Raw genomic sequence first — 25574 nt, forward strand, 5'->3', positions numbered from 1 at the left:
CGTTCCTCCTGGTGGGCCGGCCAGGCCCATCCTTTCATATTTCGTACATTCCCGCGCCCCCTCCGATGCCGTGCGAAGGGGGCGGCCGACCCGTTCCCGCCGCGCACCCGAATGCCATCGACGCATTCCGCGTGCAACTATCACGCGTGCCGATGGATGAGATCGCAAATTGCGAGTTTTCCTCGTTGCCGCCCGTTTATACGATATTCACTGTCGGTACATCGTTTGTACCGCATACATCGCAGGCGGATCTGGAGGAGTGATGGACCATAAGCCCCGCACGCAGAAGGAAAAGCTCGAGGTCAAGACGACGACATGCTACATGTGCGCCTGTCGCTGCGGCATTCGCGTGCACGTGCGCGACGGAGAAGTGCGCTATATCGACGGCAATCCCGAGCATCCGCTCAATCAGGGTGTGATCTGCGCAAAAGGCTCGTCGGGCATCATGAAACAGTATTCGCCGGCGCGCCTGACGCAACCGCTGCTGCGCAAGCCCGATGCGGCGCGCGGCAGCGCCCGGTTCGAACCGGTCTCCTGGGAAGTCGCGTTCGACCTGCTCGAAAAGCGCCTCGCCCATTTGCGAGCGACGGACCCCAGGCAGTTCGCGCTGTTCACGGGCCGCGACCAGATGCAGGCATTGACGGGCTTGTTCGCCAAACAGTTCGGCACCCCGAACTATGCGGCGCACGGCGGCTTTTGCTCGGCGAACATGGCGGCGGGCATGATCTATACGATTGGGGGCTCGTTCTGGGAGTTCGGCGGCCCGGACCTCGACCGCGCCAGGCTGTTCTTCATGATCGGCACCGCCGAGGACCATCACTCGAATCCGCTGAAGATCGCGATTTCGAAGTTCAAGCGCGCAGGCGGCCGTTTCATCGCCATCAATCCGATCCGTACCGGCTACGCGGCGATCGCCGACGAATGGGTGCCGATCCGTCCCGGCACGGACGGCGCGCTCTTCATGGCGCTCATGCGCGAACTGATAGCAGGCAATGCGTATGACCGCGAGTTCGTCGAACGCTACACGAATGCGGGCGAGCTGCTCGACATGCGCCCCGACAGCGACACCTATGGATTGTTCGTTCAGGACAGCGCCGCTGAAGCGCGCAATCCGCTCTTTCCGCAGAATCACATGTGGTGGGACGCGGCAGGCCGGCGCGAAGTGCTGCATCACACACCGGGCGTGCGTCCCGCGCTGGAAGGGCGCTATACGCTCGCCGACGGCACGCCAGTCGCGCCTTCGTTCGAACTGCTGCGCGAACAGGTCGCCGCGTGCACGCCGGAGTGGGCGTCGGACATCACCGGCATCCCCGCTGGCACGATCCGCCGGCTCGCGCAGGAAATGGCCGAGGTCGGGCGCGATCACAAGGTCACGCTGCCGATTCAATGGACCGACGCATGGGGCGAAACCCATGCGTCCGTGACCGGGGCGCCCATCGCATTTCACGCCATGCGCGGTCTCGCGGCACATTCGAACGGGTTTCAGTCGATACGCGCGCTCGCGGTTTTGATGTCGCTGCTCGGCACCATCGACCGGCCCGGCGGCTTTCGCCACAAGTCGCCGTATCCGCGCGCCGTGCCGCCCTCGGCAAAACCACCCAACAGCCCCGATGACGTGAAGCCCGGCACGCCGCTCGCGAACGGTCCGCTCGGCTGGCCCGCCGCGCCGGAAGATCTCTTCGTGGACGCCAACGGCGAGCCCGTGCGTATCGACAAGGCGTTTTCGTGGGAGTACCCGCTTGCCGTGCATGGCCTGATGCACAGCGTCATCACGAACGCGTGGCGCGGCGATCCCTACCCTATCGACACGCTGTTGATCTTCATGGCCAACATGGCGTGGAATTCGTCGATGAACACGGTCGAAGTGCGCAAGATGCTCGCGGACAAGCACGAGAACGGCGAGTACAAGATTCCGTTCATCGTCGTGTGCGATGCGTTCCAGTCGGAGATGACCGCTTTCGCCGACCTGATCCTGCCCGATACGACCTACCTCGAACGCCATGACGCGATGTCGATGCTCGACCGGCCGATCTCCGAGTTCGACGGGCCGGTGGATTCCGTGCGCGTGCCCGTCGTGCCGCCAACCGGCGAATGCAAGCCGTTCCAGGAAGTGCTCGTCGAACTGGCCGGCCGCCTGAAACTGCCCGCTTTCACGACGCCGGAAGGCGAGCGCAAATACCGCGACTATCCGGACTTCATCGTCAATCACCAGACGGCGCCCGGCTCGGGCGTGGGCTTCCTGATCGGCTGGCGCGGCAAGGAGGGCGAGAAGGCGCTGGTTGGCGAGCCGAACCCGCGGCAGTGGGAGGAATACGCGAAGCACAATTGCGTCTATCACTACGCGCTGCCCGAATCGTTGCAGTACATGCGCAACTGCAACGGGCCCTACCTGAATTTCGCCGTGGAAAAGGGCTTTCGCAAGTTCAACGAACCGATCGTGATCGCGCTCTATTCGGACGTGATGCAGAAGTTCCGGCTCGCCGCGCAGGGAAAGACGAAGGGCCGCCAGCCGCCCGACCATTTGCGCGCGCGAATCGCGCGGTACTTCGATCCGCTGCCGTTCTGGTATCCGCCGCTCGAGCACGACGCGACCGATCATGCGCGCTTTCCGCTCGCGGCCGTCACGCAGCGGCCCATGGCGATGTACCACTCGTGGGACTCGCAGAACGCCTGGCTGCGGCAGATTCATGGCGAGAACTATCTGTACATGAATCCGCGTACGGCGGCGGCGCAGGGTATCGAGGACGGCGGCTGGATCTACGTCGAATCGCAATGGGGCAAGGTGCGCTGCGTGGCGCGCCATAGCGAAGCGGTCGAGCCAGGCACGGTCTGGACATGGAACGCGATCGGCAAGTCGGCGGGCGCGTGGAATCTGGGACCCGACGCCAACGAATCGCAGCGCGGCTTCCTCCTGAACCACCTGATCGCGGACGAGATTCCCGTCGGTCGGGCAGACCACGCACGCACCTCGAATTCCGATCCGGTGACGGGGCAGGCCGCGTGGTATGACGTGCGGGTGCGCATCTACCCGGCGGAGGCACACGCGGACCACACGCTGCCGCAGTTCGCGCCCATGCCCGCGCTGCCCGGCGTGACCGGCACGGGAGCGGGCGGCCTCATCCATCGCGTCGTGCAGACGTACTTCGCGGGGCGCGGCGAATTCGCCGCGCGTCTCGCGAAGGCCGCGCAACGCAAATGAAACGACGCAAGCGAAACGACGCAAGCGAAACGGAGAGCATGCTATGACACAGATGGCGCTCGTGATCGATCTGAACGTCTGCGTGGGCTGCCATGCGTGCGTGACGAGCTGCAAGGAATGGAACACCTCGGGGGAGGCGGGCAGTCTCGCCGATCTTCGCCCGTATGACGCCGATCCGTCGGGCACGTTCTTCAACCGCGTGCAGACGTTCGAAGCCGGCGAGTTTCCGTTTGCCGACACCATTCATTTCCCGAAGTCCTGCCTGCACTGCGAGGACCCGCCGTGCGTTCCCGTCTGTCCGACCGGGGCAAGCTACAAGCGCAAAGAAGACGGCCTCGTGCTGGTCGACTATGACCGCTGCATCGGCTGCAAGTACTGCGCGTGGGCCTGCCCCTACGGCGCGCGCGAAATCGACGAGGCACGCAGGGAGATGACCAAGTGCACGCTGTGTGCCGATCGCATCGGCAACGAAGCGCTGCCCGAGCGCGATCGCAAGCCCGCGTGTGTGCTGGCGTGTCCGACCTCGGCGCGGCTTTTCGGCGACATTCACGATCCCGGGTCGATCGTGTCGAAGGCGATCCGCGAACGCGGCGGCTACCCGTTGATGCCGGAGTGGGGCACGCGGCCGTCGAATCACTATTTGCCGCGCCAGAAAGTGACGTCCTGCGGCAGCGGCTCGTGCTCGTGCAAGACCTCGGGCGAAGAAGCGCCCGCTACGGTCGAAGCACAGGCGGAGCACGGCGTGCTCAATCTGGCGTCGGCCGCTACGCGTATTTGACTGTCGCGCCTGAATCGAAGTGTGGAGAACGGTATGAACCCGGCATTTTCGGTGGTGTTTCTCACGACGCTGAGCGGCGCGGGCCAGGGGCTGCTGATCGCGCTCGTCGGCGTGGAGCTGGCGTTGCGGCTTGGCCTTGGCGATACGGCTGCGGTCCCCGCCGTGTTCTATGTCGTCGGCGCGGGGCTTTCATGCGCGCTTGGCGCATTGGGGCTCGTCGCGTCGTTCTTCCATCTCGGCCATCCCGAGCGCGCATGGCGGGCCGTTGCGATGTGGCGCACCTCGTGGCTTTCGAGGGAATGCCTTTGTCTCCCCGCTTTTCTTGCCTGCACCTTCGCTTACGGCCTGGCGCACCTGGCCGGCGCCTCGTTTTCTCTCGCGATAGGGGGCGTGGCGGTCGCCGCGAGCCTGCTGCTGTTCGTCTGCACCGCCATGATCTACGCGTGCCTGCGTTTTCTTCAGGAATGGGCGACGCCGCTCACGCTGGTCAATTTCATCTTGCTTGGCTGCGCATCCGGCTTTACGCTCGCGACGGCCTGCGCCGCCAGATTCACACCGGCGATGACGGTGCCGCTCGCCATCTGCGCATGCGGGTTGACGCTCGCAGGCTGCGCGTCACGCACGGCCTCCCTCTTCCGCAATGCACGGCTTCGCCCGAAATCGACTGTGCAAAGCGCGACCGGTATCCGCGCGGCGCATGTCGAGCAGAAGTCGCGCGGGTTCACGGCGGGGGCCTTCAACCTGCGCGAGTTCTTTCACGGCAGGACGCCGCGTGCGCTCGCACGCATCAAGTGGACGTTCCTGCTGGCGGCGTTTCTCGCGCCTTTCTGCCTGGTTGCGATTGGAGGAAGCGTTCGCCCCGTCGGATTGTCGTTCGCGCTGCTTTGCGCGGCGGCAGCAATCCAGTACGCGGGACTGGTGGCGGAACGCTGGTTTTTCTTTGCCGAGGCGCGGCATCCCCAGAATCTCTACTACCAGCGTCCGTAGCGGGAGAGGGCAAGCCGGGGCGCGAACCGTCGTCCTTCATTGGCAGAATGTTTTCGCGGTTTCCGCTGCGGCGCGCCTCAGATCGGGCACGAACGCGAGCAGGTCGTCGAGCGCGACGCGCCCGACCGGCGCCTGGACCGCGATCGCCGCGCATGCGCGGTTGCGGTCGAGCATCACCGGAACGGCGATCGCGATCAATCCCTGCAGATGCTCCTGATTGTTGATCGCGAGCTGGCGGCGGCGCGTCACCGCGAGTTCCTTGCGCAATGCGTCGCGGTCGGTGATCGTTTGCTCCGAATGGGCGCGCAGCGGCAGCCTGCCGATCACGCGCTCGCGGCGCTCCTTGGGCAAAAAGCTCAACAGCAGCTTGCCGCTTGCCGAACAGTGCAGCGGCACGTGAGAGCCCGGCTGGAGATGCATGCGCAGCGGCCATTCGGTCTCCACGCGGTCGACGTAGACCACGTCGTTTCCCGCGAGCATGGTCAGGTTGCACGTCTCGCCGATCTTTTCGACGAGCTGCTCCAGCAGCTCGTGCCGCGCCGCGGCGGGGCCCGCGTGCATCAGCACGTTCACCGCCATCATTCTCACGCGCGCGGAACACTCGTATAGCTTGTCGTGGGCGCCGCGGGTGACGAGCCAGGCGTCCGTGAGCTGGGCGAGTATCCGGTGCACGGTCTGCTTGGGCAGATCGAGCGCATGCACCAGCTCCATCATCGACAACGGACGGCCCGCCAGGGCGAGCGTTTCCAGCACGCGGAATGCGCGTACGGCCGCCGCATTCGACTGGTTCGATGTGGACACGCTTGTCTCCTCTGTCAATTTGCACGCTGCGGCTCGTGGCGCTCGGCGCAAGCCCATGCCAGGCCGACGGCTTGCCGCGCGGCGCAACCTCGCGCGACTGCGTAGCACCATTGTGCATCTCGCAACGCGATTTTCGGGACTAAAGAAAGTCCCGAAAATCGCGTGTTCCGCGTCTGCGTCGCCGTCCGTCACCGAATTCGCGGGAATCGGGACTCGCGCCCGCACGCCGATGAATAGATTGGCGGTACCGCCATTATTTATCGGGAGTGCCGCAAATGAATGTGAGGGACATCCTTGTCGAAGGCGCGGGCGCAAGCGAGGCCGACGTGCACGCGGCGCAGATCTCCGCGCTCGTCGCGCGCTCGCGGGCCGCGCAGCAGGCCTTCGGGTCCGCTGGACAGCAAACGCTCGATACCGCCGCTGCGGCGGCGGCATGGGCGATCATGGAGCCCTCGCGAAACCGCGAGCTTGCCGAGCTGGCGGTGCGCGACACGGGGCTCGGCAACGCCGGCGACAAGTTTCGCAAGAACTATCGGAAGACGCTCGGGCTGCTGCGCGACCTGCACGGCAAGAAGACCTGCGGCGTGATCGCTCGGGACGAGGCGCGCGGCATCGTCGAGATCGCGCGCGCGGTCGGGGTGGTGGCGGCGATCACGCCCTCCACCAATCCGGCCGCGACGCCGGCGAACAAGATCATCAACGCGCTCAAATGCGGCAACGCGATCGTCGTCGCGCCTTCGCCGAAGGGCCATGGCGCGTGCGAAGCGCTGGTCGGGTTCATCCATGCGCAGTTCGAAAAGGCGGGGCTTGACCCGGCGCTCGTGCAGATGCTGCCCGCGCCGGTGGGCAAGGCGGCGACCGCCGCGCTGATGCGCGAGGCCGATCTCGTGGTCGCAACGGGCTCGCAGGCGAACGTGCGGATGGCTTACGCCAGCGGCACGCCGGCCTTCGGCGTCGGCGCGGGCAACGTGGCGTCCATCGTCACGAGCACGGCCAACCTGCGCGAGGCGGCGCACAAGATCGCGGCCTCGAAGACCTTTGATTACGCAACGAGCTGTTCGTCCGAGAACAGTGCCGTGATCGAGTACGCGGTATACGACGCCATGCTGCGCGAGCTGGCCGCCTGCGGCGGCGTGCTGCTCGACGCGCGGCAAAAAGCCCAATTGCAGGCGGCGATGTGGACCGACGGCAAGCTGTCGGCGTGCTGCACCGCGAAATCCGCGACGCAGATCGCGCGCACCGCGGGCCTCGACGAAGTGGCGACGCGCGAGCCCGCCTTCCTGATGGTCGAGGAAACCGGCTTCGGGGCCGGCTATCCGTTTTCGGGCGAGAAGCTCGCGCCTGTGCTGACGGTCTACCGCGCGCGCGATTTCGACGCGGCGGCGGACGCCGTACACAGCCTCTATGCCCACATGGGAGCGGGCCACTCGGTCGGGCTGCACACGGGCGAGCCGCACGAAGCCGTGACGCTTGGCTCGACGCTGCCGGTGGCGCGCGTGATCGTCAATCAGGCGCACTGCTTCGCGACGGGCGGCAACTTCGACAACGGCCTGCCGTTCTCGCTCTCGATGGGATGCGGAACGTGGGGGCGCAATAACTTTTCGGACAATCTCGGGTTTCGCCACTACCTGAACATCACGCGCGTGGCGTACCCGATCGCGGAGCAGGTTCCGGCGCTCGATGCGTTGCTCGGCGACTATTTCCGGAGGTTCGGCCAATGAGCACGCCCGCGACGATCCGCGCGCTGATCGAAGCGCGCGCGGCGCAGTACCCGGACAGGCCCTTCTTGCTGGCCGCGCCCGACGAAGGGGCCGGGGAGGGCGCCGGTTCGGGCAGCGCCGGCGCGACGCTTACTTTCGGCGCGCTGCTGGAGCGTTGCCGCGCGCTCGAGATCCGCTTTCGCGACGCGGGTCTCAAGCCGGGCGACGTCGTGTCGGTTCTGATGGGCAACGGCATCCAGACGGCCACGCTGCTGCTCGGCGCGATGTACAGCGGACTGATCGCCCATCCGCTCAACCTGCTTTGCCAGGCGTCGCAGCTCGCCTACGTCGTCGAGCATTCGGATACGCGGATGATCTTCGCGAGCGCCCAGACCAGCGATGCGCTCGCGACGGCGCTCGCCGCGCTGCGCGCGCGGGGCGTGACGCGCGAAATCGCGCTCGTGCGAACGCAGCCCGACGCCGTCGCGCTGCCGGCCTTGCTCGCGCTCGAAGCGGCGGCGGCCGACGCCCCGGCTGGCTCGACCGCCTCGACCGCCTCGACCCGCGCAGACGCCGGGCACAGGAGCGACCCGGCCCGCTCAGAATGCGACGGCGCCGACATTGCGCTGCTGATGTACACCTCGGGCACGACCGGCGCGCCGAAGGGCGTGCTGCTCAGCCACGAGAACCTGCATGCGAACGCGCGCAACATCAGCCTCGAACACCGCCTCGGCCCCGACGACCGCGTGCTGGCTTCGCTGCCGCTCTATCACATCAACGGCCTCGTCGTGACCTTGCTCGCGCCGCTCTGGCACGCGGGCTCGGTCGTGCTCACGCAGCGCTTCTCGGCCCGGACGTTCTGGCGCGACGCCGCGAGCTACGGCTGCACATGGATCAACGTGGTGCCGACCATCGTCGCCTATTTGCTCAACGGCGACGAGCCGCGCGGGCTCGACCTCTCTGCGCTCAAGTTCTGCCGCAGCGCTTCGGCGGCGCTGCCCGCCGACCACCACCGCGCGTTCGAGGCGCGCTTCGGCATCGGCGTCATCGAGACCATGGGGATGACCGAGACCGCCGCCCCGGTCTTCAGCAATCCCTATGACGTATCGCGCCGCCGCATCGGCAGCATCGGCTTGCCCTCGGGCAGCGAGGCGCGAGTCATCGACCGCGACGGGCGCGAGTGCGGGCCGAACGAGTGCGGTGAGATCGTGCTGCGCGGCAACCAGATCATGCGCGGCTACTACAAGCGCCGCGAGGACACCGCGAAGGCGTTCACCTCCGACGGCTGGCTGCGCACGGGCGATCTCGGCTATCGCGACGACGAAGGCTACTTCTACATCAACGGCCGCTCGAAGGAACTGATCATCAAGGGCGGCGAAAACATCGCGCCGCGCGAGATCGACGAGGCGCTGCTGCGCCACCCCGGCGTGCTCGACGCGGCGGCCGTGGGCGTGCCCGATCCCGCCTACGGGCAGGAGATCGTCGCGTTCGTGGTGCCGCGCGAGGCCCACTGGCCGGGCGCGCCCGACCCGGCCGAGCTGCGCGCGCACTGCCTGCGCGAGCTGGGCCGCTACAAGACCCCGAGGGAGTTCCGCTTCGTGAGCGAGTTGCCGCGCGGCCCCTCGGGCAAGGTCCAGCGTTTGAAGCTCGTGGCGCCCGCCCCTGGCTGACGGCCGCCTGCGCGCTTGCCCCGCGCCCGCGCCGGCCGGGCGCCAAAAAACGAGAGACTCAGGAGACGACGACATGAAACAGCACGCGCAGCGCGTGAAGACGCGCCATATCATTCTCGCGGTCATGTGTCTGATGTATTTCATCTCGTACATCGATCGCGTGAACATCGCAGTCGCGGGTCCGCTGATCCGCCATGAAATGGGCCTGACCACGGTGCAGCTCGGACTCGTGTTTTCCGCGTTCGCTTATCCGTATGCCGTCATGCAGATCGTCGGCGGCTGGCTTTCCGACAAGTACGGCCCCAAGCTCGTACTCACCGTGCTCTCGTTGATCTGGGGGGCCGCGACGCTCGCCACGGGCTTTGCCGGCGGCGTCGCGATGCTGGTGCTGCTGCGCTTCGCGCTGGGCGTGGGCGAGGGCGGCGCGTTTCCCACCGCCACGCGCGCCTTCACCTACTGGATGCCGGTGGGCGAGCGCGGCTTTGCGCAAGGCATCACGCACAGCTTCGCGCGCCTCGGCGGCGCCGTCACGCCGCCGCTCGTGCTCGCGGTGGTGGCCGCGGGCGGCTGGCGCGACGCGTTCATCCTGCTCGGCATCGCGAGCCTGCTGTGGACGCTGCTCTACCTTTTCGTGTTCACGAACTCGCCGGAGCAGAACCGCCGCGTCACGCCTGAAGAGACCGCCGAGATCGGCTATCGACGTGGCGACTGCGAGCGCGCCAAACACGCGGCCACGCCCTGGCGCAAGCTCTTGCGGCGCATGTGGCTCGTCACGTTCGTGGACTTCTGCTATGGCTGGCTGCTGTGGGTCTATCTGACCTGGCTGCCGTCGTATCTGAAGGAGTCGCGCGGCTTCGACCTCAAGCAGCTCGCGCTCTTCACGGCGCTGCCGCTGCTCGCCGGCGTGGTGGGCGACACGCTGGGCGGCGTGGTTTCGGACCGGCTCTTCAAGTGGACCGGCCGGCTGCGCTTCGCCCGCTGCGCGGTGCTCGTGGTGGGCATGGGCGGCTCGCTTGCTTTCCTGCTGCCCATGGTGTCCGTCTCCAACCCGATGGTCGCGGTGCTCTTCCTCTCCGCATCGTTCTTCTTTCTCGAGATCACGAACCCCGTGCTGTGGACGCTCCCGCTCGATATCGCGGGCAAGTACGCGGGCACGGCGGGCGGCATGATGAACACGGGCTTCGGCATTGCGGGCATGGTTTCGCCGGTCGCGTTCGGCTACCTGATCGAGCGCACCGGCAGCTACAGCGTGCCCTTCACGATCTCGGCGGGACTGCTGGCGCTCGGCATCGTCGCGGCGCTCTTCATCGACACGAGCCGCACGGTCGAGGCCGACGAGGAGCGCGAGCGGCTCATGGGCGCACAGGAGGCCGGCGCCTTCGCGTTCCTCGACGCCGTGCCCACGGTGCGGCTGGAGCGCCACACCTTGCGCCGGCCGCTGCGCTGGTGGCGCTGAACCCGGAGGGGCGCGCAGCGGACCGGCGGCGCCCGGACGGCGTGCGCGGCGGCAACGGCTGCCGCGCACGCCGTCCGGGTACGCGTCATGCGCCGGCGTCGAGCTTGCGCAAGCGCCAGATGAGGCTCGACGTGTCGAAACGGCGGCCGCCCAGGCGCTGCACGTCGCCGTAGAACTGGTCGACGAGCGCGGTGACCGGCAGCGCCGCGCCATTGCGCTTCGCTTCGTCGAGGCAGAAGCCGAGATCCTTGCGCATCCAGTCCACCGCGAAGCCGAAGTCGAATTCGTTGGCGATCATCGTCTTGCCGCGGTTATCCATTTGCCAGCTCGCGGCGGCGCCCTTGCCGATCACGTCGAGCACGCGCGTCATGTCGAGCCCCGCGCGCTCGCCGAAGTTGATGGCCTCGGAGAGTCCCTGCACGAGGCCGGCGATGCAGATCTGGTTGACCATCTTGGCGAGCTGGCCCGCGCCCGCCGGGCCGATCAGCGTCACGGCCGCCGCGTAGTGGGCGAGCGTCGGCCTGGCGCGCTCGAAGGCGTCGGCTTCGCCTCCGCACATGATCGTGAGCTTGCCGTTCTGGGCGCCCGCCTGGCCGCCGGAGACGGGGGCGTCGATGAAATGCAGGCCATGCCCGGCGGCGTCCGCCGCGAGTTCGCGCGCCACGTTGGCCGAGGCGGTCGTATGGTCGGCGAACAGCGTGCCGCGCTCCATGCCGGCGAACGCGCCATCGGGGCCGAGCGTGACGCTGCGCAGATCGTCGTCGTTGCCGACGCAGGCGAGCACCAGTTGCGCGCCTTGCGCCGCTTCGCGCGGCGTCGCGGCAGCGCGTCCGCCGTATTCGGCGACCCATTGCGCGGCTTTCTCAGCGGTGCGGTTGTAGACCGTTACGTCGAGCCCGGCCTTCGCGAGATGGCCGGCCATCGGATGGCCCATCACGCCGAGGCCCAGGAACGCGACGCGGCGTACGGGATTCGGGGAGGAAGAGGGTGAGGATTGGCTCACAGTGGCTCCTTGGGGTGGGGTTTGAGGCTGGGGCGGCGTTCATTATCGCAGCTATCGGCGCGTCGCCTGAAAGCGGTCCGCCCGGCGGCCCCACGCGCGCCGGCCCCGGCATTGGACTCAACGATAGTCCGCATCTGGCACTAGCCGCCCCGGTTTTTGACGGCCGATACTCGAACCGGAAAACGATCGACGGCTTTGCACGGGAAAGGAGACAAGGATGCTCAGGTATCTGATCGGAATCGGCCTGCCGTACCTCGGCGTCATCGGCATGCTGCCCTGGGTGGCCATGCAGGACCGCTATGTCCTTGGCATGCCGTTCATCTACCTGTGCGCTGGCCCGGCTACGCGGGCGGGCAGCCGAACGGCCTGTGGCTGATACCGCCCGCGCAACTGGTCGAGGTGTTCGAGCCGTATCACTGCGCGGGGCTGCAACTGCACATTCATACGAACGGCGATGAAGCGACCGAGGTCGTGCTCGACGCGCTCGCGACGCTGCTCGCGCGGCATCCGCGCCCCGATCACCGGCACACGCTGCAGCATTGCCAGATGGCGGATGCGGCGCAATTGCGGCGCATCCGCGCGCCAGGCCTGTGCGTGAACTTCTTCGCGAATCACATCTACTACTGGGGCGACGCGCATTACGGCCAGACCATGGGCCCGGACCGCGCGAACCGCATGGACCCGGCCGGCTCGGCGCAGCGCATGGGCATTCCCTATGCGTTGCATTCGGACGCCCCCATCACGGCGCTGAGCCCGCTCTTCACGGCATGGTGCGCGGTGCGGCGCGAGACGGCGTCGGGCCGCGTGCTCGGCGAAGCCGGGCGGCTCACCGTTGACGAGGCGCTGCATGCGATCACGCTGGGCGTGGCCGCGCGCGACGAGCGGCCGGACCTGCTGCTGATCGAGGCCAGCGGCGTGTCGGACCCGGCGAAGATCGCCCAGGTGGGGTTGCTCAACGGCGCGTTCCGGCTCGTCGCGGTGCTCGTAGTCGCCGATGCGCTCGAACTCGTGCACACGCTCGCCGACCCGCTCGTGGGTGCCGTCGCCCAGCAGCAGATCGACAGCGCGAGCGCGGTGATCGTCACCAAGCTCGATCTGGTCGCGCTGTCCGAGCGCGAGCGGGCCGTTGCGGACGTGCGCGCGCTCGCGCCCACGGACGTCGTCGTGGCAGCCGATCATGGGCGCGTGCCGCTTGCGTTGCTGTTCGACACGAGCGTGCCCCAGCGGTGCGCGCTCGCCGATGCGGCCCGCTGGCAGCGCCGGCCCGCCGGCCCGGCCGCGCGCGAATTCCCCGCGTTCGCGAGCCTGACGCTTGCCGCGCCCGACGTGCTGGACAAGGCGCGCCTGCGCGCATGGCTCAAGGCGCTGCCGCGCACGATCCTGCGCGCGAAGGGCTTCGTGCGCGTCATGGACGCGGAAGGGCGCGCCGGCATGCGCGTGTGCCAGGTCGCGGCGCGCCGGCTGCGCCTGACGCCGGCCACGCACGACGGCCACGAGGCGCAAACCATGGAGCCTGCCGTCGTCTTCATCGGATTCATCGATATGGATACCGAAGCGAAGTTGCGAGACGGACTGCGCGCATGCTGCGTGGCGGCGCGCAACTGAACGCCGCGCTCGCCTTTCGTGTCCGCATGCGGGCACGTCCGGGCGCCATGCTCAGCGCGCCCCGCTCATGGCCATGCGCTGCCGCGAAAGGTGCCGGCGCCCGACCCAGGCGGCCGAAAGCGCGCTCACGAGGCCCGCGAACATCGTATAGAGACAGATGAGCCACGGATCGCCGCCGTTTCGCTGCAAAAGCCAGGTCGCGATGATCGGGCTGATGCCGCTCGCGAAGATGCCGGAGAACTGATAGACGAACGAAATGCCGGAGTAGCGCACGTTCGCGTCGAACAGCTCCGCGAAGAGCGCCGCCTCGGGCCCGTAGACGGAAGCGTAGATGACGCCGAGCGGAACGATCACGGCGATCCACAGGAGCGCCGGCGAGCCGCCGCTGTGCTTCATGAGCCAGAAGCCGAAGAACGACGAGAACCCCGTGAAGAGCGATCCCCAGAAGTAAATGCGCGTTCTGCCGACGCGATCCGAGAGCCGGCCAAAAAACGGGATCGTGAAGATCATCGTGAAGGCGGCGGCCATGACGGCGAGCAGGGCGTCGGTGCGCGAGAGCTTGAGCGTCTGCGTGAGGTAGGCGATCGTGAAGACGGCGAAGACGTTGAAGAACACGCCGTCGATGAAGCGCGCGCCCATGCCCGCGAGCACGTTGCCGGGATAGCGGCCGAGCACCTCGGCGATCGGCACGCGGATCTCGGCGCCCTGCTGCTTCACGCGTTCGAACTCGGGCGTTTCCAGCACGCGCAGGCGGATATACAAGCCGATCGCCACGAGCGCGAAGGAGAGGAAGAACGCAAGGCGCCAGCCCCAGGCGAGAAACTGCTCGTTGCTGAGCGCGGACGAGAGGATCGCGACCACGCCCGAGGCGAGGCAGAGTCCGATCGCGAGGCCGATCTGCGGAATGCTCGCATAAAAGCCGCGCTTGCCCTCGGGCGCGTATTCGAACGACATCAGCACGGCGCCGCCCCATTCGCCGCCGAGGCCGAGGCCTTGCGCGACGCGCAGGATGAGCAGCAGCGCGGGCGCCCACAGGCCGATCTGCGCATAGGTGGGCACCGTGCCGATCAGCACGGTGGCGACGCCCATGATCGAGAGCGTCATGACGAGCATGCTCTTGCGGCCGAGCCGGTCGCCGAAGTGGCCGAACACAATGCCGCCGAGCGGCCGGCTCAGGAAGCCCACGGCGAAGGTGCCGTAGGCGAGCATCGTCGAAACGAGGGGATCGCCGCCCGGGAAATAAAGCTTGTTGAAGACGATGCCGGCGACGACGCCATAGAGAAAGAAGTCGTACCACTCGATGGTCGCGCCGATCAGGCTCGCGACGACCACGCGCCTCATCTGCCGTGCGTCGGTGCGGGGCAATGCGTTCATGGCTGTCTCCTTGGTTGGGCGCGCCTCGCCATGGAACGGCGGGCGCGGCCGCGTGCAATGCACATGTTTTTCGTAAGGTATCCTTCCGGTTGCCGGTTATTGCCGTCCTGCAGGTCCTGCGAAGCTGCGTCCGTCAAGCCTGCTCTGCCATGCACTCCCGTTGCGTGGCGGCATGGGCTGCGTGGTCCTCGAGAATCATGTCGGCGGCTTTCTCGGCGATCATGATGACGGGGGCGTTGGTGTTGCCCGAGACGAGCTCGGGCATGATCGACGCATCGATCACGCGCAGCGCGTCGAGGCCGCGCACCCTCAGCCGGTCGTCAACGACGGCCATCGCGTCGCTGCCCATCTTGCAGGTGCCCGCGGGATGGTAGATGGACTGGCTGAAGCGGCGCGCCGCGTCCAGCAATTCGGCGTCGCTCCGATACTGCTCGCCCGGCACGAACTCGGACACGATGTGCGGCGCGAGCGAAGGCGCGGCGGCGATGCGGCGGCCCACGCGGATGCCGCCTGTCACGACCGGATGGTCGCGCGCATCGGACAGATAGTTCGCGTGAATGGCGGGATACTGGAGCGGATCGGCCGAGCGGATCTCGACGCTGCCGCGGCTGTATGGCCGCAACTGGCAGACCGACGCCGTGAAGGCCGAGAACGGATGCGCGCCCTCGCCGGGCTTGTCGGCGCTCAGCGGCTGCATGTGGAACTGGATGTCCGGACGGTCGACGTCGGGGTTAGAGCGCGTGAAGACCGCCACCTGACTTGCGGCCAGCGTGAGCGGCCCGGTACGCCAGAGCGCGTACTGCAAGCCGATCCACGCCTTGCGCAGCGGATGGTTGACTTCGTCGTTGAGCGTGCGTTCGCGCGTGCGGAACACGAGCCGCACCTGCAGATGGTCCTGCAGGTTCTGACCGACGCCGGGCAGTTCGTGCAGCACCGGTACGCCGGCATTGCGCAAGACAGGCGCGGGACCGATGCCCGAGTGCTGCAGGATCTGCGGTGAGCCGATCGCGCCGCAAGCGAGAATGACCTCCACCCGCGCGCGCGAGCGCTTGCGCACGCCGCCCTGCCGATACTCCACGCCAACCGCGCGGCGTCCTTCGAAAAGGACCCGGCAAACCTGCGCGTCGGTCTGGACGATCAGGTTGCTGCGTTTGCGCGCGGGCTTGAGAAAGCCCTTCGCGGTGCTCCATCGAAAGCCCCTGAACGCTGTCTGCTGAAAGTAGCCGACGCCTTCCTGGACCGCGCCGTTGTAGTCCTGATTCAACGGAATGCCGATGTCCTGCGCGGCCGCGATGAAATGATCGGCAATGGGCCGGCGCAAGCGCAGGTCGGAGACCTTCAGCGGGCCGCCCACGCCGTGCCACGCGTTCGTGCCGCGCTCCTGGTCCTCGGACTTCCGGAAGTAGGGCAGGACGTCGGCGTAACCCCAGCCGCGATTGCCGAGCGCGGCCCACCGGTCATAGTCCTCGCGTTGTCCGCGCACGTAGAGCAGGCCGTTGAGCGAACTCGAGCCGCCGAGCACCTTGCCGCGCGGCCAGTCGATCCGCCGCCCGGCGACGCCTTCGTCCGGCTCGGTGCGATAGCACCAGTCGAGCGCGGGGTCGTGCATGGTCTTGAAGTAGCCGACCGGAACGTGGATCCACGGGTTGTTGTCTTCGCCGCCCGCTTCGAGCAGCATCACGGCGTTGCGCGGATCGGCGCTCAGCCGGTTGGCGAGCACGCAGCCGGCCGATCCGGCGCCGACGATCAGGTAGTCGACTTCGTGTTCCACGAATTCCGTCTCCTCGAAATCCAGGGGCGGCATGGCGTACCGCGCTTTTCGGATCAATGTCGTGGATGGCGGGACCGACCGCAAGCGCGAATGCTGCGCGCAGGTCGAAAGTGAAACGGAAACCGCAGAAACGGACTCAGAAGTCCATGACGACTGGCCGCAAACGATGAGGCCGGCGCCCGCTCACGCGAGCGACAACCCCTGGAGCAGCGGAGCCAGCCTGCTCGCCGTTTGCTTCATGCGCCCCACGGTCTCCAGCAACTCGTCGAGGCTGGCGCGCGCGGTCGGAGCGTGCACGGCGAGCGCGGCGAGCATGCGTTTGCTGCCGGGTTCGCGCACCGGCACCGCGATCGCCACCATGCCCCGCACGAACTCCTCGTTGTCGATGCCGATGCCGCGCTGCGCGAGGCGTTCGAGCTCGGCGGCGAGCGCCTTGGGGGCGGTCAACGTGCGGTGGGTCATCTTCGTGAGCACGAGGCGCTCGAGCAGCGCGTTGCGCTCGAGCGTCGTCATCTGCGAGAGAAAGAGCTTGCCGCTCGCCGTGCAGTGCAGCGGAACATGCATGCCCGGATGCATCTCCATGCGCAAGGGCTCCGTCGTCTCGACGCGCTCGATGTACAGCACGCGGTCGCCGTCGAGCGCCGTGAGATTGCAGGTTTCGCCGAGCGCGTCCACGAGCGCGCGCAGCAGCACGCGGCACGAGCGCGTGAAGGTGTTGTTGGCGAGCGTGGCCAGCGCCAGCTGCGCCGCGCGCGGGCCCAGCGCGATGCTGCGGTCGTGCCCGCGCGAATCGGGCATGTGGATCACGTAGCCGCGCGTTTCGAGCGAATCGATGAGCCTCAGCAGCGTGGCCTTGGGAATATGCAGCCGCACGGACAGTTGCGACAGCGTGTACGGCTGGCCCGCCGAGGCCAGTTGCTCGAGCACCACGAGCGCGCGCAGCACGCGGGCGTCATCGGACGACGAAGCTTCGCGCGGTACGGGGACGGGCTCTCGCATGGGTCTCCTCCGTCATCCCGCTTCTTTTGCCGGCGATCGAGCGGCGTGCGGGAGAAATGGAACAAATTGTTCGAGTTTTCTAGCACATTCGCGGATCGACGCAAAGCTCATGGGATTACGTACCGGATTACCCTGGTCGCGCCGCTGTACCAGTCGATACCGGGCCACTGGATCTACCTGCGCGATTCTGGTCTGCCTAGAATTTTTTCAACTCGGCGCCAAGGCAATGCGAAGCCGCGCATGGGATCGAAGCAAGGCGCCAAAGCGCCAACGCCAATCGAAAGGAGACAGGCATGACGAACACGCAGTCGACGAGAACCGCGCACGCAACGGTCTGTGCAGCCGTCCGCATGAAGCCGGCGGAGCACTGACCATGGGATACAGCACGGTCGATCCGGCCGCCGCCGGCTTTGCCGGAAACGGCGGCGGCTCCACGAAGTACGACCCCACCTACGATCCGCTCGTCTCTCCGGGGCCGGGGCTGGGCAAGGACTATGCGCCGACCTACTGGGTGGCGACCGCGGGCAGCCCGCCTCCCGACGACGGTCCGGTCGCGAAAGACCTCGACGTCGATGTCGCGATCATCGGCGCGGGCTACACGGGGCTCGCCACGGCGCTATGCCTTGCGCGGGAGCACGGCATCAAGGCCGTGGTGCTCGAGGCGAACCGCACGAGCTGGGGCTGCAGCAGCCGCAACGGCGGGCAGGGGCAGAACGCCTCGGGACGCCTTACGCGCTCGCAGTGGATCGAGCGCTGGGGCAAGGACATCGCCTTGAAGATGCACGACGAGATCCAGCAGGGCTTCGATCACTTCAAGGAACTCGTCGCCGAGATCGACTGCGATCCGCAGCCGGGCGGCCATTTCCTCATCGCGCACCGGCCGCGCATCATGGCGAAGCTCGCCGCCGAGGCGAAGGTCTGGAAAGAGGTGTTCGGCTACCCGTCGGAGCTCCTGAGCGCGCAGACCTTCCGCCGCGACTTCGTCGACGACCATGAGGCCGCCGGCGCGCTGCACGAACCCGAGGGGATCGGCGTGCACGCGCTGAAACTCGCGTTCGGCTATCTGCGCCTCGCGCGCGCGGCCGGCGCGAAGGTGTACACGAGCAGCCCGGTGATGGCGTGGGAGACGATCGACGGCGTTCATCACCTGCGCACGCCGCGCGGCGTCGTGAAGGCGCGCGCGGTCGGCATCGCGACCGGCGCGTACACGGCGCAGACGCTGCATCCCGCGCTGCGCAGCAAGGTCATGCCGATCCTCTCCAACTCGATGGTCACCCGCCCGCTCACCGATGCCGAGATCGCCGCCTGCAACTTCCGTACGACCCAGGTGCTCACGGACACGCGCACGCTGCGCTTTTACTATCGCTTCCTGCCCGATCGCCGGCTGCAAATCGGCAGCCGCAGCGCGATCACGGGCGAGGACGCGCCGAATCCGCGCCATCTCGATCTGCTCAAGGAGGGCATGGCGCGCAAGTTTCCGGCGCTGCGCGGCGTGCAGATCGACTACTCGTGGTGGGGCTGGGTGGACGTGAGCCACGACATGATGCCGCGCGTGTGCCAGCCCGATCCGCGGCAATCGGTGTACTACGCGCTCGGATACGGTGGCAATGGCGTATCGTACTCGCAGCAGGCGGGGCGGCGGCTCGCCGAGCGCATCGCCGGCAAGGGCGCGCACCAGACGCTGCCGATCTTCACCACGCCGCTGCCCGGCCACCCGTTTGCGCCGTTCAGGCGCATCGGTCAGCGCATGCTTTATCTGCAGTACTTCAGGCGCGACGAGAAGGCCTGACAATGGACCGTGCCGCCGGACCATGGTGTTGCCGGTCCGGCCGGCATGGACGTCCGCCGCAAATCCGTTCGCATGACGAAGCGAATAAACGCGAGTGGCAGCCGTCCGGGAGAGGAGCGTGCGCGCGGCGCACCGGCTCGCCCGTCACGAACGGCGCGCACCCGTACAACCCGGCCAGGGAATCTGGAGGAGGTGACATGCAACCCTCGATGGACAAAAGTGATCTGAAATGCGGGCTCAAGCAGCGGCACATGACGATGATCGCGCTAGGCGGCGTGATCGGGGCCGGGCTTTTCGTCGGCAGCGGCGTCGTGATCCGGCAGACCGGGCCCGCCGCGGTGCTGTCGTTTCTCATCACCGGCGGACTCGTCGTGCTGGTGATGCGCATGCTGGGCGAAATGGCGTGCGCGAGGCCCGCCGTCGGTTCGTTCTACGAATATGCGCGCCTCGCGTTCGCAAGCTGGCGCGGACCGGGCAAGCTCGCGGGCTTCCTCACCGGCTGGATGTACTGGTATTTCTGGGTGATCGTCGTCGCCGTCGAAGCGGTGGCCGGTGCGAAGCTCGTGCAGTTCTGGCTCCCGGATGCGCCCGCCTGGCTGATCAGTCTCGTCCTGCTCGTGCTCCTGAGCGCGACGAATCTCATTTCGGTGGGCAGCTACGGCGAGTTCGAGTTCTGGTTCTCGTCGATCAAGGTGGCGGCGATCGTCGTGTTCCTGTTTCTCGGCGGACTCTACGTGCTCGGGCTGTGGCCGTCGCCGCTGCATACGACCGCCGTATTGCCGACGCTGCTCGGCCATGGCGGCCTGATGCCGAAGGGTATCGGGCCGGTGCTGAGCGGCGCCGTCGCGGCGACGGGATTCTATTTCGGCGCGGAGATCGTCACGATCGCGGCGGCCGAGACGCGCGAGCCCGCCAAGGCTGTCGCGAAGGCCACGAATTCCGTGATTACCCGCGTGCTCGTGTTCTACGTAGGCTCCGTGCTGCTCGTGGTCGCGCTCGTGCCCTGGAACTCGCCGCGGATGGCCACGCCCTATGTGAGCGCGCTCGAAGCGATGGGCTTGCCTGCCGCCGCGAACGTCATGAACGCGATCGTCCTGACCGCCGTGCTTTCGGCGCTGAACTCCGGGCTCTACGCGGCATCGCGCATGCTGTTCGCGCTGACCCGCCACGGCGACGCGCCGCAGGCGCTCGCGAAGGTGAGCCGCCGCGGCGTGCCGGTGCGGGCGATCCTGCCTGGCACCGTGTTCGGCTATGTGTCGGTCGTGATGTCGTACGTCTCGCCGGATACGGTGTTCGCGTTCCTCGTCAACTCCTACGGCACGGTGGCGATTTTCGTCTACCTGCTGATCGCCCTCTCGCAACTGCGCCTGCGCAAGCGCCTCGATCCGGCTTCGGTCGGCGAACTGCGCGTGAAGATGTGGTGCTTCCCGTATCTCACCTGGGTCGCGATTGGCGGCATGGTGAGCATTCTGGTGGCGATGGCCTTCATTCCCGAGCAGCGCAAGCCGCTCTGGCTCGGCGTTGCGAGCCTCGCGGCGCTGCTCGTCGCCTATGCATGGTTTCATCGCCGCCGCGCCCGCGATGAGGAGCCGGGCTTCGTGACCTGGCCGCCCGCCGCCGCGACTGACGCCGGGCCGGGCCGCTTGCACGGCGGCCTTGGCGAATGAAGCCGGATGAGCGACGGCCCGATCGACGCGATGCGAAACGCAGACAGCATGATGGAGGCGCCCGTGTGCAGCCATGAGAACCTTGAGGAGCGCGCGACGACGGCCGAGCGCGCGATGGCGGGGCCGGACCGCCTGGTGTCGGTGCGCGAGTGCTTCGGCCTCGATTCGAACCTCATGGCGCCGGCGTTCGGCGAACGCGACGCCCACGTGCCGGATCTCGACGAGGCGTACCGCTTCAACCCCGAGGTGACGCTCGCGATTCTCGCGGGCTTCACGCGCAACCGGCGGGTGATGGTGCAGGGGCTGCACGGCACGGGCAAGTCCACGCATGTCGAACAGGTCGCGGCGCGCCTGAACTGGCCTTGCGTGCGCGTGAATCTCGACGGCCACATCAGCCGGCTCGATCTCGTCGGCAAGGACGCCATCGTGGTGCGCGACGGACGCCAGGTGACCGAGTTTCAGGAGGGCATCGTGCCGTGGGCGCTGCAGCGTCCCGTCGCGCTGATCTTCGACGAATACGACGCGGGCCGTCCTGACGTCATGTTCGTGATCCAGCGCATTCTCGAGCGCGACGGCAGCTTCACGCTGCTCGACCAGAACCGCGTGATCCGCCCGCACCCGTCCTTCCGCCTCTTCGCGACCACCAACACGATCGGGCTCGGCAATCTCAACGGCCTCTATCACGGCACGCAGATGCTCAACCACGCGCAGATGGACCGCTGGAACGTCGTCGCGACCCTCAACTACCTGCCGCGCGACGAGGAGGCCGGCATCGTCCTCGCCCGCGTGCCGGAGATGGCCGACGCAGCGGGCCGGGAACTCGTCGATTCGATGATCGCCGTGGCGGCGCTCACGCGCAAAGGATTCGCGAGCGGCGATCTTTCCACGCTGATGTCGCCGCGCACCGTCATCAACTGGGCCGAGAATTGCCAGATCTTCCGCACGCCGGCGCTGGCGTTCCGGCTGACGTTCCTGAACAAGTGCGACGAGGCCGAGCGGCCGATCGTCGCCGAGTATTACCAGCGCTGTTTCGGCGTCGAGCTGGACGCCGCGCAGCCCGGCGGCGGCGACGCACCGGGGCCGCGCACGTGACGCCCACGCGCGAAGCGGTGCGCGCCGCGTTGCGGCGCGAGGCGCTGTGCGCGGCCGCCGTGCGCGCGCTCACGGGCGACGCCGCGCTGCATTACCGCGCCGGCCGTCTGTACCGGCAGCTCCGGCCGCTGCCGTTTTACGCGCCGCATCTGCGCACCGACGCCTGCGAGGACGACTTCGCGTCGTTGCGCGGCGCCGCCGACGCCGCCGCCCAGCGGATCCTTCATTCCGATGCGGCGCTGCACCGGCGACTGTGTCCCGGGCGGCCCGTGGAGCGCATGCTGTTCGAACTCTTCGAGCAGGTGCGCTGCGAGGCGTGCCTGCCGCCCGGCATGCCGGGGCTCGCGCAGAACCTGCGGCATCGATTCGAGGCGTGGTCGCGCGCCTGTTGCCGGACCGGCGTCAACGAAGACCACCTCGGCATCCTGCTCTACACGGTCGCGCAGATCGTATGGTCGCGCGTGACCGGCTGGCCGGTGCCGGAGGAGGCCGCGGATCTGATCGAGGCGACGCGCGCGGGCATCGTGCCGGCGATCGGCGCGCAGCTCGCCGGCCTGCGCGCCAGCCGCGCGGACCAGCGCGCGTATGCGGCACACGCGCGCGAACTGGCGCGCCGCATCGCCTCGATGCTCGACGACGCGCGCGCCGCACGCGCTCATGACGACGCGCACGAAGCCCGCGAGCCCGACGATGCGTTGACGTCGTTCTCGCTCTGGGTCGACTTCGACGAGGCCGGCGCCGACCTGCCCGCGCTGGCGCCGACCGGCGAAAGCCGCGTGCTGGCCGAGGCGGCCGAGGGCTATCGCGCCTATACGACGCAGTACGACCGCGAGATCCGGCCCGCAACGCTCGTGCGCGAGGCGCTGCTGCGCGCGTACCGGGAGCGGCTCGACGAGCGCGTCGCCGCGCACGGCATCAACGTGGCGCGGCTCGCGCGCGTGCTGCAGGCGGCGCTCGCGGTGCCGCGGGCCGATGACTGGCGCTTCGGCGAGGAGGACGGCTACATCGACGGCAGACGCCTTGCGCAGGTTGTCAGCTCGCCCGCCGAGCGCCGCGTTTTCAGGCGCGAGCGGCTGGAGCCGCGCGGCGATTGCGTGGTCGGCTTCCTGATCGATTGCTCGGGGTCGATGAAGGCGCACGTCGAGCCGATCGCCGCGATGGTCGACCTGTTCGCGCGCGCGTGCGAGCAGGCCGGGCTCGCGTGCGAGGTGCTCGGCTTCACGACGCTCGCCTGGAACGGCGGCCGCGCGCGCGCCGACTGGCTCGCGAGCGGGCGCTCGCCGCATCCCGGGCGTCTGAACGAAACCTGCCACATGGTGTTCAAGAGCGCCGACGATAGCTGGCGGCGCGCTCGCCCGGCCATTGCCGCGCTCCTGAAGACCGATCTGTTTCGCGAAGGCGTGGATGGCGAGGCCATCGAATGGGCGTGCGCGCGGCTCGCGAGCCGCGCCGAGGCGCGACGCATCCTCGTCGTGATCTCGGACGGCAGCCCGATGGACGCGGCGAGCGCCCAGGCGAACGACGCCTTCTATCTCGACAACCACCTGAAGGAAGTGGTGGCGCGCCACGAAGCCATGCGCGACGTCGACGTGATCGGGCTCGGCGTCGGGCTCGATCTCGGTCCGTATTACCGGCACTGCGTCGCGCTCGACTTCGACGAGCCGCTCGACATGAGGACGCTCGCAGGACTCGCGCGGTGGATCGGCACGCGCCGTTAGCGCGAGGCGGCGCGCGCCGCCATCGCGCGCGAGGGCGCGAGCCGCGCCGCTTCGCCGTCAGCGAAACAGCGCCCTCAGCGAACAGAGCACGAGCGCGGCACCGATCGCCATCAGCACGCCGAACGCGAACCGGCGCGTCGCCATGCAGGAGAGCGGCGGCGGGTAGTGCCGCGCCGCGAGCGTCGCGAGCATGACGACCGGCGCGGCGAGCGCCGCCTCGATCCAGATCGCCGGGCCGAGCTGCCCTTGCCAGACGCTGAACAACACGCGTGTGGCCGACGTCACCGTGAAGATGAGGATCAGCGCGCAGCGAATCTCGATCAGCGTGAGCGGCTGACGATAGAACTGGAAGATGAGCGGCGGCCCGGACACGCCGAACATGCCGCTCAACAGGCCGCCGCACACGCCGCTCACGAAAAAGCTGCGGTCGCCCGAGCGCTGCGCGAGCGGCGCGGGGCGCAACGCGGCGCTCAGTCCACCGTAGAGCACGACGGCGCCGAGCAGCAGTTGCAGCATGCCGGAGGCCGAAGCGCTCAGGTACTCCAGCAGCAGCACGCCCGCGACGACCGAGGGCAGCACGCCGAGCGTCGCGGCGCCCACCGCGCGCCAGTCGATATGGTGGAGCTTGCCGGGCAGCGCGGTGGCGCTGTTCGCGAACGTGACGAGGCTCAGGAGGGTTGCGATGCTGGCGATGGGCGCGAGGCCGAAGCCGCTCGTTGCGCCCATGACGATCATGCCGAGGCCGAAGCCGGTGACCGTCTGAAAATAACTGGCGGCGCCGATCAGGGCGATCAGCACCAGGACCTTCTCGTACGTCATGCCGCGTGGGGTTCCTTCGAGTGGGTGACGACGCGCTGGCGGGCCGTCTGTGCCTGGACCGCCGTCGCGGCGATCACGTAATAGATGTCCTCGGGGCTGCAGCCGCGCGAGAGGTCGTTGGCGGGCCGGGCGAGCCCCTGCAGCAGCGGGCCGATGGCTTTCGCGCCGCCCAGGCGTTCGGCGAGCTTGTAGCCGATGTTGCCCGCGTCGAGATTCGGGAACACCAGCACGTTCGCGTGCCCGCCGCACTGCGAATGCGCGATCTTGCGCTCGGCGATCTCCGCCACCAGCGCTGCGTCGAGCTGCACATCGCCGTCGACGCACAGGCCGGGTCGCTGCGCGTGCACGCGCCGGGTCGCCTCGATCACCTTGTCCACGCTCGCATGGTGGGCGCTGCCGCTCGTCGAGAACGACAGCATCGCGACGCGCGGCTCTTCCATCAGGAGGCTGCGCGCGCTGTCGGCGGCGGCCATGGCGATCTCGGCAAGCTGCGCCGCGTCCGGGTCGACGACGAGCGCGCAATCGGAAAAGATCAGGCCGCCCTTGTAGTGATGAAACGGCTCGCATAGCATCATCAGGAAAAAGCTCGACACGAGCCTGAATGACGGCTCGACGCCGATCAACTGGATGGCCGTGCGCACGACCTCGGCAGTCGTGTGAACGGCGCCCGCCACCGAACCGTCCGCGTGGCCGAGACGCACCATCAGGTTGGCGAAGGCGAGCGGCTTCGCGGCCTCGTCCCGCGCGAGCGCGGGCGTCATGCCCTTGCTTTGGCGCAGCGTGACGAGCTCGCTGGCGAAAGCCGTGCGCCATTCGCTGGTTTGCGAGTCGATCAGCGTGATTCCGGCGAGATCGACCGACGCGCGCGCGGCGGCCGCCCGCGTCGCGGCCGGCTCGCCGACGAGCAGGATGTGCGCGATCCCCTCCCGGCTCGCGCGTGCCGCGGCGGCAAGCACGCGTGCGTCTTCAGCTTCGCAAAGCACGATGCGCATGGGCGAGAGGCGCGCGCCTTCGACGATACGGTTCAGGGCTTTCATGGTGTGATGGGCTCGGAATGCCGCCTGGCGTCTCCAGACGAAAACCGGCCGCAAGCGGGGGCGCCGCGTGCGGCCGACGAAGCGCGCGCGCCGTATGGCCCCACCGTGT

The 25574-nt window shown here is 68.0% G+C and carries 19 protein-coding genes; 12 read left to right on the forward strand and 7 right to left on the reverse strand.

The genetic code is table 11. From position 1 onward, the window contains the following. The first annotated feature begins 262 nt into the window (after window positions 1–262). Genes BLU17_RS14065 through BLU17_RS14075 form a run of 3 tightly spaced genes read left to right on the forward strand, consistent with a single transcriptional unit; the run spans window position 263 to window position 4964 of the window. The gene (locus BLU17_RS14065) at window positions 263–3199 is read left to right on the forward strand and encodes a molybdopterin oxidoreductase family protein (RefSeq protein ID WP_091997427.1); all 2937 of its coding nucleotides are present in this window, start codon (window positions 263–265) and stop codon (window positions 3197–3199) included. Window positions 3200–3242: 43 nt separating this feature from the next. Continuing rightward, a complete protein-coding gene (locus BLU17_RS14070) occupies window positions 3243–3977 on the forward strand; it encodes a 4Fe-4S dicluster domain-containing protein (protein ID WP_091997428.1) in 735 nt (244 codons plus the stop codon). A gap of 33 nt (window positions 3978–4010) precedes the next feature. Next, on the forward strand, window positions 4011–4964 hold the full coding sequence (locus BLU17_RS14075; RefSeq protein ID WP_091997429.1) for a dimethyl sulfoxide reductase anchor subunit family protein: 954 nt from the start codon (window positions 4011–4013) through the stop codon (window positions 4962–4964). A gap of 36 nt (window positions 4965–5000) precedes the next feature. On the opposite strand, the gene BLU17_RS14080 is transcribed toward BLU17_RS14075, so the two are convergent. Continuing rightward, window positions 5001–5765, reverse strand: a complete 765-nt coding sequence (locus tag BLU17_RS14080; RefSeq protein WP_245746854.1) for an IclR family transcriptional regulator — start codon at window positions 5763–5765, stop codon at window positions 5001–5003. A gap of 275 nt (window positions 5766–6040) precedes the next feature. On the opposite strand from BLU17_RS14080, the gene sauS reads away from it, so the two are divergent. The 3 genes from sauS to BLU17_RS14095 all read left to right on the forward strand — a co-directional run bounded on the left by sauS (window position 6041) and on the right by BLU17_RS14095 (window position 10591). Continuing rightward, window positions 6041–7486, forward strand: a complete 1446-nt coding sequence (gene sauS / locus BLU17_RS14085) for an acylating sulfoacetaldehyde dehydrogenase (RefSeq protein WP_091997431.1) — start codon at window positions 6041–6043, stop codon at window positions 7484–7486. Next, the gene (locus tag BLU17_RS14090) at window positions 7483–9135 is read left to right on the forward strand and encodes an AMP-binding protein (RefSeq protein ID WP_091997432.1); all 1653 of its coding nucleotides are present in this window, start codon (window positions 7483–7485) and stop codon (window positions 9133–9135) included. The genes sauS and BLU17_RS14090 overlap by 4 nt, the downstream gene beginning before the upstream one ends. Window positions 9136–9208: 73 nt before the next feature. After that, window positions 9209–10591, forward strand: coding sequence for an MFS transporter (locus BLU17_RS14095; RefSeq protein ID WP_091997433.1), 1383 nt, complete (start codon window positions 9209–9211; stop codon window positions 10589–10591). 85 nt (window positions 10592–10676) lie between these two features. Here BLU17_RS14095 and BLU17_RS14100 read toward each other — a convergent pair whose 3' ends face one another. Next, window positions 10677–11594 (reverse strand): NAD(P)-dependent oxidoreductase, encoded by a 918-nt coding sequence (locus BLU17_RS14100; protein WP_091997434.1) that lies wholly within the window; start codon window positions 11592–11594, stop codon window positions 10677–10679. 217 nt (window positions 11595–11811) lie between these two features. Between BLU17_RS14100 and BLU17_RS33145 the strand changes: the two genes are divergently transcribed. After that, window positions 11812–11970: a hypothetical protein gene (locus BLU17_RS33145; protein WP_176929089.1), complete on the forward strand. Its 159-nt coding sequence runs from the start codon at window positions 11812–11814 to the stop codon at window positions 11968–11970. Then, complete coding sequence (locus tag BLU17_RS33800; RefSeq protein WP_245746855.1) at window positions 11922–13199, forward strand: amidohydrolase family protein; 1278 nt, start codon at window positions 11922–11924, stop codon at window positions 13197–13199. Before BLU17_RS33145 ends, BLU17_RS33800 begins: the two co-directional genes overlap by 49 nt. Before the next feature lie 51 nt (window positions 13200–13250). Here BLU17_RS33800 and BLU17_RS14110 read toward each other — a convergent pair whose 3' ends face one another. The 3 genes from BLU17_RS14110 to BLU17_RS14120 all read right to left on the reverse strand — a co-directional run bounded on the left by BLU17_RS14110 (window position 13251) and on the right by BLU17_RS14120 (window position 17343). Then, a complete protein-coding gene (locus BLU17_RS14110) occupies window positions 13251–14573 on the reverse strand; it encodes an MFS transporter (RefSeq protein WP_176929090.1) in 1323 nt (440 codons plus the stop codon). A 133-nt stretch (window positions 14574–14706) separates the two neighbouring features. Further along, window positions 14707–16344 carry a GMC family oxidoreductase gene (locus tag BLU17_RS14115; protein WP_091997625.1) on the reverse strand — a complete coding sequence of 546 codons (1638 nt, stop codon included), beginning with the start codon at window positions 16342–16344 and terminating at the stop codon, window positions 14707–14709. A 183-nt stretch (window positions 16345–16527) separates the two neighbouring features. Beyond that, entirely contained in the window at window positions 16528–17343 is an 816-nt protein-coding gene (locus BLU17_RS14120) for an IclR family transcriptional regulator (RefSeq protein ID WP_091997435.1), read from the reverse strand. Window positions 17344–17716: 373 nt separating this feature from the next. On the opposite strand from BLU17_RS14120, the gene BLU17_RS14125 reads away from it, so the two are divergent. The 4 genes from BLU17_RS14125 (at window position 17717) to BLU17_RS14140 (ending at window position 23609) form a co-directional block, all read left to right on the forward strand. Further along, a complete protein-coding gene (locus tag BLU17_RS14125; protein WP_091997436.1) occupies window positions 17717–19132 on the forward strand; it encodes an NAD(P)/FAD-dependent oxidoreductase in 1416 nt (471 codons plus the stop codon). A gap of 197 nt (window positions 19133–19329) precedes the next feature. Next, complete coding sequence (locus BLU17_RS14130; RefSeq protein WP_091997437.1) at window positions 19330–20799, forward strand: amino acid permease; 1470 nt, start codon at window positions 19330–19332, stop codon at window positions 20797–20799. A 114-nt stretch (window positions 20800–20913) separates the two neighbouring features. Further along, window positions 20914–21891 carry an AAA family ATPase gene (locus BLU17_RS14135; RefSeq protein ID WP_091997627.1) on the forward strand — a complete coding sequence of 326 codons (978 nt, stop codon included), beginning with the start codon at window positions 20914–20916 and terminating at the stop codon, window positions 21889–21891. Continuing rightward, a complete protein-coding gene (locus BLU17_RS14140; protein WP_091997438.1) occupies window positions 21888–23609 on the forward strand; it encodes a cobaltochelatase CobT-related protein in 1722 nt (573 codons plus the stop codon). The genes BLU17_RS14135 and BLU17_RS14140 overlap by 4 nt, the downstream gene beginning before the upstream one ends. A 57-nt stretch (window positions 23610–23666) precedes the next feature. On the opposite strand, the gene BLU17_RS14145 is transcribed toward BLU17_RS14140, so the two are convergent. Both BLU17_RS14145 and pta read right to left on the reverse strand, forming a co-directional pair. After that, entirely contained in the window at window positions 23667–24428 is a 762-nt protein-coding gene (locus tag BLU17_RS14145) for a sulfite exporter TauE/SafE family protein (RefSeq protein ID WP_091997439.1), read from the reverse strand. After that, window positions 24425–25465 (reverse strand): phosphate acetyltransferase, encoded by a 1041-nt coding sequence (gene pta, locus BLU17_RS14150; protein WP_091997440.1) that lies wholly within the window; start codon window positions 25463–25465, stop codon window positions 24425–24427. Before pta ends, BLU17_RS14145 begins: the two co-directional genes overlap by 4 nt. Between the last annotated feature and the right edge of the window lie 109 nt (window positions 25466–25574).

Origin of the sequence: Paraburkholderia lycopersici (genome assembly GCF_900096975.1) — a bacterium.
Classification (GTDB): Bacteria; Pseudomonadota; Gammaproteobacteria; order Burkholderiales; family Burkholderiaceae; genus Paraburkholderia; species Paraburkholderia lycopersici.

What these genes read in the sequence shown, in the direction of transcription:
- BLU17_RS14065 (WP_091997427.1), top strand. Translation starts at nt 263, where the DNA reads ATGGACCATAAGCCCCGCACGCAGAAGGAAAAGCTCGAGGTCAAGACG.
- BLU17_RS14070 (WP_091997428.1), top strand. Translation starts at nt 3,243, where the DNA reads ATGACACAGATGGCGCTCGTGATCGATCTGAACGTCTGCGTGGGCTGC.
- BLU17_RS14075 (WP_091997429.1), top strand. Translation starts at nt 4,011, where the DNA reads ATGAACCCGGCATTTTCGGTGGTGTTTCTCACGACGCTGAGCGGCGCG.
- sauS (WP_091997431.1), top strand. Translation starts at nt 6,041, where the DNA reads ATGAATGTGAGGGACATCCTTGTCGAAGGCGCGGGCGCAAGCGAGGCC.
- BLU17_RS14090 (WP_091997432.1), top strand. Translation starts at nt 7,483, where the DNA reads ATGAGCACGCCCGCGACGATCCGCGCGCTGATCGAAGCGCGCGCGGCG.
- BLU17_RS14095 (WP_091997433.1), top strand. Translation starts at nt 9,209, where the DNA reads ATGAAACAGCACGCGCAGCGCGTGAAGACGCGCCATATCATTCTCGCG.
- BLU17_RS33145 (WP_176929089.1), top strand. Translation starts at nt 11,812, where the DNA reads ATGCTCAGGTATCTGATCGGAATCGGCCTGCCGTACCTCGGCGTCATC.
- BLU17_RS14110 (WP_176929090.1), bottom strand. Translation starts at nt 14,573, where the DNA reads ATGAACGCATTGCCCCGCACCGACGCACGGCAGATGAGGCGCGTGGTC.
- BLU17_RS14120 (WP_091997435.1), bottom strand. Translation starts at nt 17,343, where the DNA reads ATGCGAGAGCCCGTCCCCGTACCGCGCGAAGCTTCGTCGTCCGATGAC.
- BLU17_RS14125 (WP_091997436.1), top strand. Translation starts at nt 17,717, where the DNA reads ATGGGATACAGCACGGTCGATCCGGCCGCCGCCGGCTTTGCCGGAAAC.
- BLU17_RS14130 (WP_091997437.1), top strand. Translation starts at nt 19,330, where the DNA reads ATGCAACCCTCGATGGACAAAAGTGATCTGAAATGCGGGCTCAAGCAG.
- BLU17_RS14135 (WP_091997627.1), top strand. Translation starts at nt 20,914, where the DNA reads ATGGCGGGGCCGGACCGCCTGGTGTCGGTGCGCGAGTGCTTCGGCCTC.
- BLU17_RS14145 (WP_091997439.1), bottom strand. Translation starts at nt 24,428, where the DNA reads ATGACGTACGAGAAGGTCCTGGTGCTGATCGCCCTGATCGGCGCCGCC.
- pta (WP_091997440.1), bottom strand. Translation starts at nt 25,465, where the DNA reads ATGAAAGCCCTGAACCGTATCGTCGAAGGCGCGCGCCTCTCGCCCATG.